Source organism: Polyangium spumosum (genome assembly GCF_009649845.1).
GTDB classification, from domain to species: domain Bacteria; phylum Myxococcota_A; class Polyangia; order Polyangiales; family Polyangiaceae; genus Polyangium; species Polyangium spumosum.
Map to the genome: position 1 here is coordinate 476,867 of NZ_WJIE01000004.1, position 15,822 is coordinate 492,688.

The window sequence follows — 15,822 nt, forward strand, 5'->3', positions numbered from 1 at the left end:
GCAAGTTACAGCTTCAGCCGCACGTCGTGGAGGAACCACGTGACCTTGCCCCGCGCCCGGAGCAGCACGCGCGCCGGCACCTCCTCTTCCGACCCATCACGCAGCGCTGCCTCGAGAGGTTTTTTCTTCTGCTTGCCGCGCGCGATGCCCATGACGAACAGCGCCTCGCAGAGCACCGGCGCCGTGAGCGTGAGCCGCGCTTCGAGGCCCTTGTGCGGCTGCGCGGGGATCGCCGCGACGAGGCGATCGTCGATCGTCGTCGAGCCCATCCCCGGGAAGAGCGAAGCCGTGTGCCCGTCGTCGCCGATGCCGACCGTGAGCACGTCGAACGCGACCGCGCTCGCGACGCCGAACGTGCGCCGCAAGCGCGCCTCGTACCGCGCCGCCGCCGCCGCGAGATCCGGATCGTCCGCCTCCATCCGGTGCACCCGCTCCGGCGGGGCACGATCGAGCCCGAGATCCGCGAACGCGGCCCCGTAGTTCGATCGCTCCGAGGCCACATCCACCGCGCGCTCGTCCACCCAGAACCAGTCGATCCGATCGAGCGGCAGATCCATCTGCGCGAGCCTGCGGTGGATCGGACGTGGCGTCGATCCTCCGGAGAGCGCCACCCGCGCTGTCCCATGCTTCGACACGGCGCCCTTGATCAGCCCTTCCAGGGCCTTGGCAACACTGTCCACGTAACTCGCCTCGTACTCGGGCCCGAACGAGATGACGTGGTAGCGCGTCTCGGCGACCCTCGTCCTCCTCGCGGTCCGGGTCCACTGCGCTGCGAGCAGGACCGACGCCTCGAGCACCCGATCTCCCTCCATCGCGTCGATCGCCTTCACCAGCACCCACGCCTCGTCCCGCTGCCCGAGCGCGTGCTCGTGCGACGAGACCCGCGCCCCGCGCCGCGTCCACGCGACCTGCTTCGGGCTGTCCTGGTCGCGCACGCACGCGAGCGAGAGCGGCTCTCCTTCGATCGACGTCTCGATCCAGATGCCCGTGATCTGCCCCGGCGGAAGGCCCTCCCGCGGATCGTCGCGCAGCGAGATCCGGACGGCTTCACCGCGCCGGTCCCGCGCCTCGTCGGCCTTCTCCGGGAAGGTCCAGCCGAGCCGCGAGCCGAGCCAGCCGAGGAACATCGCCGCGGGCTCCGTCACGCCGCCCGGCGTGCGGCCCACCGTGACCTCGCGGATCGACAGAAGCGCCGAGGGCGCGTCGTCGAAGAACCGCGCCACGAGCTCGCGCCACTGGTACGTTCGGACGAACTCGCGATCCCCCACGCAGCCAGCCGCGGTTTTTTGCCCGATCTCCTCGATCTCCGTCGCGCTCGTGTGCGCCGAGTCCACGATGATCCGATCGGCTCGCGGCACGAGCGAGGACCAGAGCTCGTACGGCGCGTCGCGGCCGATCTCCACGACGACGGGCACCTCGGCGAGCGCGAGCGCCGCCACGACCGAGCCTGCGCGCTCGCCGGCCGTCTCGCCGAACGAGAGCTCGATCCAGTCCTGGCAGATGGGCGTCGTCCCCCCGTCGAGCCGGCACGCCGCGCGCACGTCGTACCGCACGTCGAGCGGCGCGAGCGCCTCGTCGATCGACAGCACGAACGAGCGCCCGGGGTGCGTGTCCACGAGTGCGTCGGTCGTCTCGCGCGCGCGCTCGAGCTCCGACGGCGCCGCGACGTACACGAAGCTCATCGTCGACGAGCGCACCTTCGTCATCGGCGCGCCTGCTTGCTCGTCCGGCGACGACCAGAACGACGCGAGCTCCGCTTCGATCCGCGCGAGCGCCTGGCCGACCGGGAGCGCCGTCACGGCTTCCTCCACTTGTCGCCCGGCACGAGCAGCCGATCCGCCTCCGCGGGCCCCCAGCTCCCCGCCTCGTACGTCGCGACGGGCGCGTCCTCTTCGCGCCAGCCCGTGAGGATCGGATCGATGAAGCCCCACTGCGCCTCGACCTCGTCGGCGCGCGTGAACAACGTCGCGTCCCCGCGCATCGCGTCGAGCAAGAGCCGCTCGTAGGCCTCCGGCGTGCTCGATCCGAACGCCGTCCCGTAGCGGAAATCCATCGCCACGTTCCGCATCGCCATCCCGCCGCCCGGCACCTTCGTCGCGAAGCGCAGCGCGATCCCTTCATCCGGCTGGATGCGCACCACGAGCACGTTGGGCTCGTCCTCGCCGCGCCGGATGCTCGGCGGCGGACCTCCGTCGAGCCCCGCCGGCGCGTCGCGGAAGAGCCGGTGCGGCAGCGGCTTGAAGTGCAGCGCCACCTCCGCGCAACGCTTCGCGAGCCGCTTGCCCGAGCGCAGGTAAAACGGCACGCCGCCCCAGCGGAAGCTGTCGATCCGGAGCGACATCGCCACGTACGTCTCCGTCTTCGAGTCCGGATCGACGTCGGGCTCCTCGCGATAGCCGGGCACCCGGTCGCCGCGCACCGCGCCTGCCACGTACTGCGCGCGCACCGTCTTCTCCAGCACCTCGCGCCCGCGGATGGGCCGGAGTGCGCGCAGCACCTTCACCTTCTCGTCGCGCACCGCGTCCGCGTCCCACGACGACGGCGGCTCCATCGTCACCATCGTGAGGAGCTGCAGCGCGTGGTTCTGCACGATGTCGCGCGTGATGCCCGTCTGATCGTAGAACTTGCCGCGCCCCTCGACCCCGAGCTCCTCGGCCACCGTGATCTGCACGTGGCTCACGTGTTGCCGCGACCAGAGCGGCTCGAAGATCGTGTTGCCGAACCGGAAGACGAGCAGGTTCTGCACCGTCTCCTTCCCGAGGTAGTGATCGATCCGGTAGATCTGCCGCTCGTCGAGGCAAGCGAGGAGCTGCCTGTTCAGCGCGTGCGCGCTCGCGAGATCCTCGCCGAACGGTTTTTCCACGACCACCCGCTGGTAACAGGCGTCCGGCGCTTCCGAGGGTGGCTCGATGAGCTTCGCGTCGCAGAGCCCGCGCACGATCGCGGGCACCTCCGTCGGCGCGACCGCCAGGTAAAACACCCGGTTTTGCCGCATCCCGCGCTCGACCTCGAGCCGCCCGAGCTCCGCCGCGAGCCGCTCGTACGTGGCCGGATCGTTGAAGTCCCCCTGCACGTAGGCCAGGCCCTTCTCGAGCTCGCACCACGTCGCCTCGTCGAGCGGCCTGCGCCGGGAGAACTTCGCCACCGCCTCGCGCATTTCCCGGCCGAACTCGGGCTTCGGCCGCCGCGCCACCCCGACGGCCGCGAACCCGCCCGGCAAGAGCCGGCTCAGCGCGAGGTTGTAGATCGCCGGCAGGAGCTTGCGCCGCGTCAGATCCCCGCTCGCCCCGAAGATCACGACCGTGCACGGCCGCACGGTCCGCTCGTCGGGCATGCCCTCGCGGAGCGGGTTTTCCAGGGCGGCGACGTCCTCCGAAAACGACATGCGTATCTCCCCTCGCGGGACGTCCCGCGTCCCTCGGGCGAGGCTACCAGAGCCTCGCCCCCGACGTCGGCGCGCGACGTTTGGTTGATATCTTTGCTACGGGCCCGGCCCTGGCTACCCTCTCGGCCACGTATGGCAGACGCAAGCCTCCCGCGCGTCCGGGTCCCTCATCCGCACGTGCGCTGCGACGCGAGGATCCTCGCCGGCAGCCCCCACGTCGAAGGATCACGCGTGCCCGTTCGGCGCCTCTGGGTCTGGCACCGCGGCGGCGCCTCGGTCGAGACGCTCCTGCGCCGCTACCCGAACCTCGGCCCGGCCCGCATCCTCGACGCGCTCTCCTTCGCGTACGACAACCAGGATCTCATCGACGCCGACCTCGCCCGCGAGCAGGCGCTCTTCGAGAAGCAAGGCGGCCCCTCCGTCGGCGCCCGCCCCCTCGCGCAGCTCGAGCTGCCTTTTGACCCCGACGCCGCGGAGAACACGCCGCCCCCCAAGCAACCCATGCTCCCCGGCATGTCCGTGTCCGCGCCTGCACCTTTGCCTGCGCCTTCGGTGTCCGCCCCGACCAAACCGGCGGCGTCCGCGACAAAACCTGCACGTAAGCGCTAGGCCCGAGCAGTCCCTCGGCGATCCAACGGTCTTTACAGCCCGGCGAGACTAGGGCACAAGGGCGACCGTGCTGGGAGGGATCGACGCGGGGCGTCTGGGCAGCTCTTCGCCTGGTGGGCTCCGTTTGCGGGACCTGCCACTTGGCAGAGACACGCGGCTCGGCGCCCAGCGCGTCCGCACACAGAGAGGCGCCCGCCCGGGTGCCGGAGGGTTTCTCAGATGAGCGTCAATCGTTGGAAGTTGTTCTCCATGCCGGTCGTGGTCCTCGGGATCGCCTCGCCGCTGCTCGCGAACTGCGGCGGCAAGCTCCCCGGCGTCGGCGGCGTCGAGGTCCCCGACGCGGTGACGGAGGGCATGGAGGCCGCGAAGGGCTGCGACGAGTTCAAGAGCGGCGATTTCGGCTCGCTCGCGATCAAGGGTGACGCGAAGGTCCAGGGCAAGATCAAGTCGTTCCTCCAGGTCTCGTACGACGTGAACAAGACCGTCGTCGACCTCGAGAAGGGCCTCATCGCCTCCTGCGGCGCGCTCGGCAAGGACCTCGGCATGAAGGAGGACGAGCTGCGCGCCGAGGTCGGCGGCGGCAAGGGCGCGGACAAGGTCTGCTCGGCGGTCGCCGCGAAGGTGAAGTCGATGCTCGCCGCCAACGCCGAGGCGAAGATCTCGCTCGAGTACGATCCGCCCAAGTGTTACGCGGACGTCGACGGCATGGCGAAGTGCCTGGACGCCTGTGGCTCGCCGATCGAGCCGGGCAAGCTCGAGGCGAGCTGCTCGGGCGGCGAGGTGAGCGGCTCGTGCGACGCGCAGTGCAAGGGCTCCTGCTCGGTCGAGGCGGGCGCGCAGTGCACGGGCTCGTGCAAGGCGACCTGCTCGGGCTCGTGCGAGGCCGGCTTCAAGGGCACCTGCGGCGGCAAGTGTGACGGCAAGTGCGACGGCAAGGACTCGAAGGGCGCCGCCTGCGCCGGCCGCTGCGAGGGCAAGTGCGACGCGAAGGCCGAGGGGACGTGCTCGGGGACGTGCTCGGGCTCCTGCTCGGGCTCGTGCGAGCTGAAGGCCCAGGCGAAGTGCTCGGGCACCTGCTCGGGCGGCTGCTCGGTCGCGTACAAGGAGCCGAAGTGCTCGGGTGACTTCAAGCCCCCCACGGTCGACGTCGAGTGCCAGCAGAGCTGCACGAACCGCGCGGCCGCGACGGCGAAGTGCGACCCGCCGAACGTCCGCGTCGTGGCGAACGGCAAGGTGAACACCGACGTGCAGAAGCTCGTCGGCGCGCTGAGCCGCAACATGCCCGCCATCATCAAGCTCTCCGCGGGCTCGGGCGCGAAGATCAAGGTCGGCGCCGAGGGCCTCGTGCGGACGGGCAAGGGCATGATCGACGTGGCCGGCGACGCGGGCGGCAAGGCGCTCGCGTGCATCAAGGCCGGCGTGGACGCGACGGCGAACGCGACGTCGTCGATCGACCTCAACGTCAAGGCGAGCGTCAGCGTGACGGCGTCCGCCAGCGCGAAGACCAACTGAGCGGTCTGCCGCTTCCCTCACCCCCAAGCCCCCTCTTCCGTCCCGGGAGAGGGGGTTTTTTGTTGGAGCATCAACCGTTGGTGGTCCTCACGCAGGCACCCACGCCGCGTGGAACCCGTACGGCACGCGCCGGGGCATCCGCACGCGCGCGACGGGCCCACGCGAGACCTCCCGCGCGTCGAGCACGATCATCTCCGATTGCCCCGTGCCCTCGTCGTGAACGAACCCGACGACGTACCCGTCGTCCTCGCGCGTGGCGCCTTCTCGTGGCGCGAACACCATCTCGCCTCCGTATCGGTTTTTCCCGAACAGGTGCTTCTCGCTCCGATTGCGCTCGAAATCGTACCGAGTCACCCCGTCGACGAACGGCATCTCCGTGCCCCGCGCGAAATGCGCCGCCGTGCCGAACCGGTTCTTCCTGCCCGTGAGGCGGTCGTCGATCCGCGTGAAATCCACCTGCGCGTCGTCGAGCTGCTCCTCCCTGGCCTCGCCCGTCTCGAGGTCGAACGTGAACCGCCACGCGCGCCCGCCCTCGTAATCGAGCTTCGTCGCCTCGGGCGACGCGCCCATCACGTCGGTCCCCGCGAACCGGCTCGCGAGCAGCACCACCCGCGAGCCCTCCTCGTACGCATTCCACACGTGAAAAATGAAGCACGCAGGCAGCTCGAACCAGCGCACCTGCGAGGCATCCCCCCGCCGCGGCATGATCCCGAACCGCGCCGGCCGATCCGGCTCGAAGGCGAGCGGCACCTGCCCTCGCTCCATGCGCTCCATCCGGAACGTGTAGGGCAGGTGCAAGAGAATCGAAAAATGCTCGGTGACCGCGAAGTCGTGCATCATCACCGGCACGTCGAGCGGGATCTCGACGTAATGGTCGAGCCTTCGATCCGGCCCGATCACCCCATATTTGATGTACGGCAGCCAGAGCGTGTACCCGAAGAAGATCATCTCGCCCGTCACCGCGTCCACCTTCGGGTGCGCCGTGAACGGGTAATCGAGCCGCCCGCCGAAATCGTCCTGCCCCACCGTCTCCAGGCCCGGCAGCCGGATCTCGTGCGGCGCGTCTCCCTCCCAGGTCGCATAGAGCCGCGACGCGTGTTGCGCGAGCGCCGTGTTCGCCACGTTCTTGTACATCATCCCGTGCGGCGGATCCGCCACGTTCGGCGGCTCCGCGAAGCCGGTCCAGAGCGCGCGGCCCGCCTCGCGCTCGTATTGAAACCCCTTCGTGCGCACCCATCGGTTCTGGTACGACGCGCGCCCGTCCTCGACGCGCACCGCGTGTACCATGCCGTCGCCGTCGAAGAAATGGTAACGGCCGATCGGCGCGAACTGCGCGTTCGGTCCGATGCGCAGGAACGTGCCCCGGAGGTCCTTCGGCAGCTCGCCTTCCACGTGCAGATCCGAGACGTCGAGCTCGTCGTGGACCGGTCCCCAGTTCCCCTCGAGGTAAGCGCTCGTGACGATTTGCATGACCGAGCAGTTGCCGCCGGCGCGTCAGGCTGTCAAGCCGCCCGCCGTCGGCGTGGGCGCCGGCGCGAGCGGCAATCGAACGGTGAACGTCGCGCCGTCGCCGGGCCTGCTCTCCACCTCGATCGTGCCGCCGTGGCTCGAGACGATCTGGTGGGCGATGTAAAGCCCGAGGCCGAGGCCACCATAATGCTCGACGGGCACGGCCCGCTCGAACCGACGGAAGATCCGCTCCTGCGCCGCGGGCTCGATGCCGATACCATGGTCGGTCACCACGAGCGTCGCCTGCCCGTCGTCCTCGGAGACGGCGACCTCGATCGGCTTGCCCGCGCCGAATTTCATGGCGTTCGTCAGCAGGTTCGTGAGCACCTGCTCGAGCCGTAGCCTGTCCCATGAGCCCACGACGGGCCCGTGGATGTTCGTCTGCACCGGACACCCCGCCCGCGTCAGATCCGCCGCGAGCCCGTCGAGGACGTCACGCGCGACGAGCGCCAGATCCACGGGCTCGAACCGCAAGGAGAGCTCCCCCATCTGGAGGCGCGAGACGTCGAGCAGCGCGTCGACGAGCTGGTCGAGCCGCTTGACCTGCCGCGCCGAGACGGTCGCGAGCTCGCGGACGGCCTCCGGGGCCAGCGTCTCCTTGCCGGCGAGCCGCTGCAATCGCTGGGTCGCGAGCTGGAGCGAGGTCAGCGGCGTCCGGAGCTCGTGTGACGCGACGGACAGGAACTCGTCGCGCAGCCGGACGGCCTCGCGCAGGGCATTCTCTCCGCGCTTGCGCTCGGTGATGTCGGTCCCGATTCCGCAGACGCCATACGCTTGCCCGGTCGCGTCGTAGACGGGGAATTTGATCACGAGGAAGGTGTGCAGCGTGCCGTCGTGGAAGGCGGTTTCCTCGAGTTGCATGGCCTTGCCGGACTCGAGGACGATGCGGTCGTTCCGGCGGTAGCTATCGACCTCGTGGGGGACGCCGGAGACCTGTGCGTCCGTCTTGCCGAGGATCTCGGTCTTGCTTCGCTGCCAGAGCTCCTCGAACGGCCGGTTGATCAGGATGTACCGGCCCTCGAGGTCCTTGATGAAGACCACGGCGCTCGTGTTGTCGATGATGGCCTGGAGCTGCTGCTGGCTCTTGCGGACCTTCGCCTCGGCCCGCGTGCGCTCGGCGTTCTCCTGCTCGAGCTCCGCGTAGAGCTTCGCATTCTCGAGGGAGATCGCCGCCTGCGAGAAGAGGAAATCGAGGACGGTGAGCTTGTCCTGCGTGAAGGCGCGGGGGGTGAGGTTGTTCTCGAGGTACGCGAGGCCGACGAGCGTGTCCTTGCGGATGATCGGCGCGCAGTAGACCGATCGCGGGCGGAAGCGCAAAATGTAGGGGTCCGTCGCGAAGGGGCTCGGCGCCGACGCGTCGCCGAGCAGCACCCTGTCCCGGGTCCGCCGTACATAATGCAAGATCGACATCGGCAGCGCTTCGAGCGAGCGCTCCTCCGCGCTCGTGACGAGCGTCACCTGCTCTTGCCCCGCCTCCGCCGTGGCGACGACGCTCGAGCCCTCGCCCTTCGCCAGGACGAGCGTGCCGCGCTGCGCGCCCGCGTGTTCGATCACGAGGCGCGTCAGGGTCGAGAGCAGCCGCGGCAGGACGATCTCCTGCGAAATGGCCTGCGTGGCCTTGACCACGGTGAGCGTATCGAGCTGCACGTCGGTCCCGCGGACGGCGTCGGCGTCGTCGCCGGAGGGGCGCTTGTCGAGCGCAGGGAAACTCGCGTCGAGCTGCCGCACCTTTTCGTGCGCCCCCCAGCGTCGATGCCCATCCCGGGCCTCGTGGAGGTACGCGCAGCCGATGGTCACGTACCCGCGGGCGAGGTAATAACGGCCCGCGAGCTCGTTCGCGAGCGCCTCGTATTGCAAAAACCCGTGGCGCCGCGCCTCCTTCACGGCCTGCTCGTACAGGGCCATCGCCTGCTCGTGCCGCCCTTCGAGGCGAGCGAGCTCGGCGTCGACGAGGCTCGCCTTGTGGGCGAAGTTGTCGGGGCACCGCGCGGCCCACGCCGCGAGCAGCCGTCGATGTTCGGCGATCTCCCGCAGCACCGCGTCGGGCGCTCCGGCCTCGGCGCTCGCGGCGAGGCTCACGGCGCGCACGAATGGATACGACGAGACGAACAGATGGCTGCGGGCCGTCCAGAGGTCGGCCTTCGCCACCGCGGCCGCGATCGAGGCGCCCTCCATGTCGCCGGCGAAGAGCAACGACTCGGCCTTGAGCATGTAATACAAGCTCCGCATGGCGCCCTGAAACGGCGCGTCGAGGCGCTTTTCCAGGGCCTGCGCGGAGAGGCTCGGATCGAGGTCCGGCGCCCGCGGATCGTGCAGGCGGCGGATGGCGAGCCGGATGCCCGCGATGCCGTCGATCATGTATCCGAATTTCGCATTACGAACGTAGGCGAGCCGGCGCTCGCTGTCCGCGAGGATCTCCTCGAGCGGATCGGACGCGGCCCACCGAAACACGAGGAGCTGAAAGCTCAGGTAACAGGTATAGGTCAAGTTCCCCAGCCGCAGCGCGGCGTCGAGGCCCTGCTCGGTGAGGCGAATGCCCTGCCGCACGTGGTGGGTCCACGGATCCGTGTGGTTGGCGAAATAGTTGATGACCTTCGGCCGCGAGGCGAGGTTCTCCTCGCGCTCCGAGAGCTCGCACGCGAGGTGCCCGAACCGGTAGCCCTCTTCATACCGCCCGAACCGGGGCCCGAGCACCATCCCGAAGCAGGCATAACCGTGCGCGGAGGCGGGCGCGATGCCATTTCGCAAGGTGACGAGCGCCATCTGGCACGCGAGCAGGCAAAGCAGGTTCTCGTCCGTCAAATAAGCCGGGGCGATGAGGCTCGACATGACGTCGAGGGCCGCGCACGCGTCCGGATCGACCATCGGCGGCTCGTCGAGCAAGGACTCGATCGGGCGCTCGCCGAGCTCGACGAGGACCGCCTCGTAGGCGGCGTCGACCGCCGCGGGGCTCGGGTGCGCGGGCAGGCGCAGGCCGAAGAGCGCGAGGCTCGCGAGGCCGCTCTGGGCCGCCTCGGCGTACCGAGCCTGCGTGATGTGCAGGTCCGTGAGCACGCGGTGGACGGCGGCGCGCTGGAAGCGCGAGCGCGCGCGGCCGAGCAGCGCGCCGAGCAGCGCCTCGGCCTCCGCCGGGCGCCCGGCGAGGAAGCGGCACTCCGCGCGGCCGAGCTCGAGCGACCACATGAGGTCGTGGCGGCTCTCCCAGGCGTCCGAGGAGAGGAGGGCGATGCCCGCCGCATAATAATCGGCGGCGGCGGCATAAGCCGTCGCCCCGTGCGCCTTGCGCGCCGCCGCGAGGTCGATCTCGGCGGCCGTCTCGCGCTCGCGACGGTCGACGATACGCTCGGCGCCCAGGTTGAAATGGTTCGCCAGATCGAATACGTGCTCCTCCGGCGAACCCGCCTCCCGGAGCAGGTGCCGGCCGATTTGCAGGTGGATGTCGCCCCGTCGCTCCGGGGGGACGAGGGCATAAGCGGCCTGTTGCACCCGGTCGTGGGTGAATGAAACGAGATCGCCGCGCCGCACGAGCAGCCCGGCCTCGAGCGGCTCCCAGAGCAGGCGCTGGAGGGCCTCCTCCGTGAGGCCCGTGATCGCCACGAGGGTGCGCATGTCGACCTGATGACCGGCGCAGGCCGAGAGCATCAGGACCTCGCGCGCGGCGGACGAGAGCCGCATGAGCTTCGCTGCCATCAGATCGGCGACGTTGTCCGTGTATCCCTTCTCGTGGATCCGGTCCGTGTCCCAGCGAAAGGCCCGCGCGGAAGCGTCGAATCGGAGCAGGTCCTCGTGATACAGCGCGGTGAGGAACTGGTTGACGAAGAAGGGATTGCCGGCCGTCTTCTCGTGGATGAGCCTCGCGAGCGGGGCGACGGCCGCGCGGCTCGCGTGCAGCGTGTCGACGAGCAGGGTCTCGAGCTCTCGGACGTCGAGCGGGCCGAGGTGGATCGTCTGCACCACGGCGTCGGCTTCGGCGAGCGCGCGCAGCATCCCCGCGAGCGGGTGGGACGCGTCGACCTCGTTGTCGCGATAGGCGCCGACGAGCAACAGGTGCCGCGTGTCGGGGTGGAGCATGAGGTGCTCGATGAGCTCTCGGCTGGCCGTGTCCACCCATTGCAGGTCGTCCAGGAAGAGGACGAGGGGCTTCTCCGGCGCGCTGAAGAGCGAGAGCAGCTTCCACAGGACCCGGCGAAAGCGGCCTTGCGCCTCGGTCGGGGGCAACGCCGGTACGGCCGGCTGTTCACCCACGATGAGCGAGAGGCGCGGCACGAATTCGGTCATCAGGCGAGCGTTCGGGCCGAGGCTGTCGAGGATACGCACGCGCCACGCCTCGATGTGCTCCTCCGGCGCGCCGAGCAGCTTCTGGACGAGCTCCGCGAGCGCCTGGGAAAAAATGGCGTACGGCCGCTCGCGCATGACCAGATCGAATTTTCCTGCGGCGAAGGCGCAATCTCGCTGCATCACGGACCAGCGCAGCTCCCCCATGAGCGTCGATTTTCCGATCCCGGAGAAGCCGCTGAGGAGGACGAGCGCGGGCCGGCCATCCCGGGCGACGCGCTCGAACGCCTCGTGCAGCGCGGCGAGGTCCGCGTCCCGGCCATAAAGCCGCTTCGTGAGCTGCAGGCGCTCCGGGACGTCTTGCTCGCCGAGGGGGAAGGGCTCGATATGCGTCGCCTGCCGCCATTGCGCGAGGCAACGCAGGAGGTCGGCCTCGAGCCCCCGGGCGCTCTGATAACGATCCTCCGGCTCCTTGGCGAGGAGCTTCAGGACGATGTCGGAGACGATCGAGGGAATCGCGGGGAGCCGGGCCGCGGGGGCGCTCGGTCGCTGGGCCACGTGGCAGTGGATCCACTCGACGGGATCACGCGCCGAGAATGGCAACGACCCGACGAGCATCTCGTAGAAGATGACGCCCAGCGAATAAAGATCCGCGCGGCCGTCGACGCGGGCGGCGCGCACGAGCTGTTCGGGCGACGTGTAGGGCAGGGCGCTCGCGATCCCGTGGGCCTCCTCGAGCGGGGCCTCGTCGTGGCGCAGGACGAAAGCGCGGCTGAAGTCGCCGATCTTCACGCCGCCCTCGTCGTGGAGGACGAAGACACACGCGGGCCTGAGGCTCCGGTGCACGACGTCCTGCGCGTGCAGCTCCGACAGGGCGGAGGTTATCTGCGCCGCGAGCGACAGGAAGCGACCTACCGGCATGGGCTCGCCGAGGAGCTGCGCCAGGGGGACGCCCTCCACATCCTCCAGCACGAGCACGGGGCGCGGGGACGACGTGTCGAGGGCGCAGGCCCGGATGGGCGCCGGGGGGCTCAGGCCGCGGGAAATCTCGTATTCGCGCTGCAGCCGGGCGTATTCGTCATTCGTGGGGCGGTCGCCGCGGAGGAGTTTGAGGAGCACCGGCCGTCCATCGTCTCGCCGATGTGCCCGGTACAGGACCGTCCGGCCGTCGTCGACGAGCAGCTCGTCCGTAGAATAGCCGGCGATCTCGAGCACTGGTCAAACCCCGCGTGTTTCCGCGCCGCACCGCGCCATCCCGAGGTGGTCGTGGCGCACTCCGTGGGGGATAGCAACACACGGGCCATTGCCCCTCCCGCGTGCTGCGGCGTGGTGGCGCCGCGCGAGGCGGCGGGCCCTCGGCTGCTTTGCCGTCTCCTCAGCGGAACCGGAGCGACGGCGGGGGGCTGTCGTGCTCGTCGTCGAGGAACCACTCGATCCACGGCATGGCGGCCTGCTCGGAGGCGAAGAGCTTCGTGGGCACGGCGGGCTTCGAGACCGTGATCACGAAGTTGCCGATCATGTTGCTGACGGGCGAATTGCCCGTGATGACCGCGACGCATTTGCAGACGGCCGGGACGTCGGGGCTCACCCAGAACTTGCGGACCGCGTGATCCGCGCCGCGCAGGCCCCGCTCGTCCACGAGCAGGGGGCGCGGCAGACCACCCGCGAGCTTCTTGGCCGCCTCGAAATCCTCCTCGGCGTCCTGCAACGTGTACTCCGCGCCGTCCTTCGTCACCTTTTTGACGAACCCGCGGGGATCGTACGTCAGCACGGCCCCTCGTGTCTCAATCTCGACCGGAACGTCGCTCGAAACCATTATGAACTTCTCCTGGGAGCCTCGGCCTTCTGTGCCTTGCGGTTCATCGAGAGCGCGATCCCGCTCTTCAGCGTGCTGCACGTCCTGACACCGGGCAAATCGAGCCCCATGTCGACGAGGGTCTTCGCCACCTCGGCGCGTAGTCCCGTCAGGACCACCTCCACGCCGAGCATCCGCGCCGCGTGGGCCGCGCGGACGAGGGCGCCCGCCACCTCCGCGTCGACCACCGGCACCGCGGTGATGTCGAGGATCGCGACGCGTGGCTTCATCGTCGAGACCCCTCGCAGGAGCGACTCGATCACCTGATCCGCGCGCTCCTGATCCAGCGTGCCCACGAGCGGCATGACCACGATCTCGTCGGTGATCGGGATGAGCGGCGTGCTCATCGTGCGGATGAGATCGTTCTTCGCGCGGATCGCCTCCTCGAGGCGCATGCGCTCTTCGTCGGCGCGTTTCCGATCCGTGATGTCCCGCAGCACGCACACGAAACCCTCGATGGTGCTGCCGTTCTGGAGCGGCGAGGTGGACACCGAGACCTCGAGCAGCGCGCCCGCCTTCGTGGCGCACTGCAGCTCGTGCCCGCGCAAGGAGAGGATCCGCGCGGGATCGAGGTCCTCCGCGAGGGGCGCGAAGAGCGCGCTCACCGACTTGCCGAGCAGCTCGCGGTCCGTGAAGCCGAGCAGCTCCGTCGTCGCGCGGTTCACGGTCTGGATGTCGCCGCTCGCGTCGGCCACGACGAGCGCGTCCGCCATCGAGGCGAAGACGCTGTCGAGGTACGTCCTCGAGACCGTGGAGCTCTGCAGCTCCTCGCGCAGCATGTTCAGCCCCGCCGCGATGCCGTCGAGCTTGTCGTTCGCCGGGCTGATGTTGGCGCGCGCGTCGAAGTTCAGCGCCGCGAGCTGCACGACCACGTTCGTCAGCGTGGCGATGCGCTCGTCCTCGACCTTGCGCTCCGCGAGGACCTTGCTGCCGAGGGCCTCGATCTCGCGGAGGATCTCGCCGATGAGGCCGCTCCGCTCGCGGCTCGGGAAGACGAGGTCACCGGCGCGCAGGCGCCGGAGCATGGTCACGGCCTCGCGTAGACCGGCGTCGCTCGGCGGCCCTGCGCTTGGGGGCGGCCAGTCTCGTCGTCCGTCGTCGCGATCGTCTGTTCCCATCCGTGTCTACTGGGGACCGAGTTGCCCGACGCGGGAGCATATACCGACACCGGCGCCCTTGGCTAGCCGACCTCGTCCGGGCGCATCGATCAACTGAAACGCGCGGCAAACGCGGGCAGCGAGAGCACCTCGCCGAGGAACGGGCGCTCCATGTCCACGAAGGACATCAGGTTCGACGGGGCGTTCGGGTCACCAATCACAGGCCAAGGTGGCGGGGGCGCGCGGAAGGATCCGTCCGGCAAGCGCATGTGCGAGCGGTCCGAGGTGAAGGTCTCGACGAAGAGATCGGCCGGGACGACGCGGAACGAGGGCAAGAAGCGCGGCTCGACGCCGGGGTGGAAGCTCGCGCGGAGCCAGTCGATCGCGGGCAGGGGCGCGCCGAGGGTGCAGTCGACGTCCCAGATCTCGGCCGGATCCCAGGCGAGCAGGACGACGTGATAATCCCAGACGACGGGTTTGCCCCGACCGGCCTTCTGCGACCCCATGGGGCAGGCGCGCTCGGCATTCGAGACGAACACCACGTCGCGCCGCCGCGCCGCGAGCGCGGGCTCCTGGCAGAGGTGCCAGACGTTTTCTTCGCAATAAAAGGGCTGACGCCGGAGGCGCGGGGCGCTCATTTTGGTGTTGGCGGGCTGCATTTCATCAGCCGTCGCGGCCCTCCATGGTGGGGCTTGTCTCAAAAGCGTCCTTCGGAGGTGGTGGACCGTACCTGGGCGCGGTCGCGCGTGTCAAGCGGGTCGTAACGACGGCGCGCGGCGGGTGGCGCGCGTGTGCAAATCGAGCGAGCGCGGTTGCGGGGAGGGTGTTGCGTCGACGCAAGAGGGGTCAGCACATGGACATGGAGCGTCTTGCACCGGTTCGAGGCAGGTCCCGCGGCGTGTGGGGAGTGTCTTGAACCGGTTCGAGGCAGGTCCCACAGCGTGTTTGAGGTGACTTGCGTCGGTTCGAGGCACCTCCAACAGAGTGTTTGAGGTGTCTTGCGTCGGTTCGAGGCACCTCCAACAGAGTGTTTGAGGTGTCTTGCGTCGGTGCAAGAGGGGTCCCACAGGGCGTGGGGGTCGATTTGCACCGGTTCGAGACACGTCGTGCAGGATCCAGGAGGCTTCTTGCGTCCCCGCGAGCGGTCTTGACAACGTTTCCGCGGCCCGTTCGCATGGACGCATGCGGCGGGGAGCGAGGTTGGTGAGGGGCGTCGCGTGGGTGCGCTCTACGCCCCGAGCGCGCGCGCATGCGTGATGACGTCGTCGACCTCCCAGTGATCGTCCGCGTGGGCGCCGTCGTGGAGCGCGCGGATGCGCCCCTCCGCGTCGAGGAGGAAGTCCGCGGGCAGGCCATTCTTGCCGCCGCCCCCGGCGAGCGGGTTCCCCGACGCCGTCGCGAGGCCCTTCATCGCCGAGAGCATCGCGCGCGGGTGGGCCATGGCGCGCGCCTCGTGCCCACGGCCCGCGCCGCCGCGCTGGCCCCGCGCCTCAGCGAGGCCCTGCGGCAGCTCGAAGCGGCCGTCGCTCCCCCGCAGGCCTTCGATCCAAAGGCGTCGACGTCGACGCTGTCCACGTCGG

At 69.6% G+C, this 15,822-nt stretch carries 10 protein-coding genes; 2 read left to right on the top strand and 8 right to left on the bottom strand.

Annotated elements, in window-relative coordinates; translation table 11 throughout:
* Positions 1–5: 5 nt before the first annotated feature.
* A complete protein-coding gene (gene pgl, locus GF068_RS43590; RefSeq protein WP_170319505.1) occupies positions 6–1,799 on the bottom strand; it encodes a 6-phosphogluconolactonase in 1,794 nt (597 codons plus the stop codon).
* The gene (gene zwf, locus GF068_RS15890) at positions 1,796–3,385 is read right to left on the bottom strand and encodes a glucose-6-phosphate dehydrogenase (protein ID WP_153820215.1); all 1,590 of its coding nucleotides are present in this window, start codon (positions 3,383–3,385) and stop codon (positions 1,796–1,798) included. Before zwf ends, pgl begins: the two co-directional genes overlap by 4 nt.
* 132 nt (positions 3,386–3,517) lie before the next feature.
* On the opposite strand from zwf, the gene GF068_RS15895 reads away from it, so the two are divergent.
* Positions 3,518–3,994, top strand: a complete 477-nt coding sequence (locus GF068_RS15895; protein WP_153820216.1) for a DUF433 domain-containing protein — start codon at positions 3,518–3,520, stop codon at positions 3,992–3,994.
* A 219-nt stretch (positions 3,995–4,213) separates the two neighbouring features.
* A complete protein-coding gene (locus GF068_RS15900; RefSeq protein ID WP_153820217.1) occupies positions 4,214–5,506 on the top strand; it encodes a hypothetical protein in 1,293 nt (430 codons plus the stop codon).
* A gap of 87 nt (positions 5,507–5,593) precedes the next feature.
* On the opposite strand, the gene GF068_RS15905 is transcribed toward GF068_RS15900, so the two are convergent.
* From GF068_RS15905 to GF068_RS15930, 6 genes are all read right to left on the bottom strand, one after another.
* The gene (locus GF068_RS15905; RefSeq protein ID WP_153820218.1) at positions 5,594–6,976 is read right to left on the bottom strand and encodes a carotenoid oxygenase family protein; all 1,383 of its coding nucleotides are present in this window, start codon (positions 6,974–6,976) and stop codon (positions 5,594–5,596) included.
* A 24-nt stretch (positions 6,977–7,000) separates the two neighbouring features.
* Complete coding sequence (locus tag GF068_RS15910) at positions 7,001–12,505, bottom strand: AAA family ATPase (protein ID WP_153820219.1); 5,505 nt, start codon at positions 12,503–12,505, stop codon at positions 7,001–7,003.
* A gap of 160 nt (positions 12,506–12,665) precedes the next feature.
* Complete coding sequence (locus GF068_RS15915) at positions 12,666–13,061, bottom strand: DUF7793 family protein (protein WP_153820220.1); 396 nt, start codon at positions 13,059–13,061, stop codon at positions 12,666–12,668.
* 44 nt (positions 13,062–13,105) lie between these two features.
* Entirely contained in the window at positions 13,106–14,170 is a 1,065-nt protein-coding gene (locus GF068_RS15920) for a PAS domain S-box protein (RefSeq protein ID WP_170319507.1), read from the bottom strand.
* 182 nt (positions 14,171–14,352) lie between these two features.
* Positions 14,353–14,901 (bottom strand): protein N-terminal glutamine amidohydrolase, encoded by a 549-nt coding sequence (locus GF068_RS15925; RefSeq protein ID WP_153820222.1) that lies wholly within the window; start codon positions 14,899–14,901, stop codon positions 14,353–14,355.
* Positions 14,902–15,470: 569 nt separating this feature from the next.
* Positions 15,471–15,683 carry a hypothetical protein gene (locus GF068_RS15930; RefSeq protein ID WP_153820223.1) on the bottom strand — a complete coding sequence of 71 codons (213 nt, stop codon included), beginning with the start codon at positions 15,681–15,683 and terminating at the stop codon, positions 15,471–15,473.
* Positions 15,684–15,822: the final 139 nt, after the last annotated feature.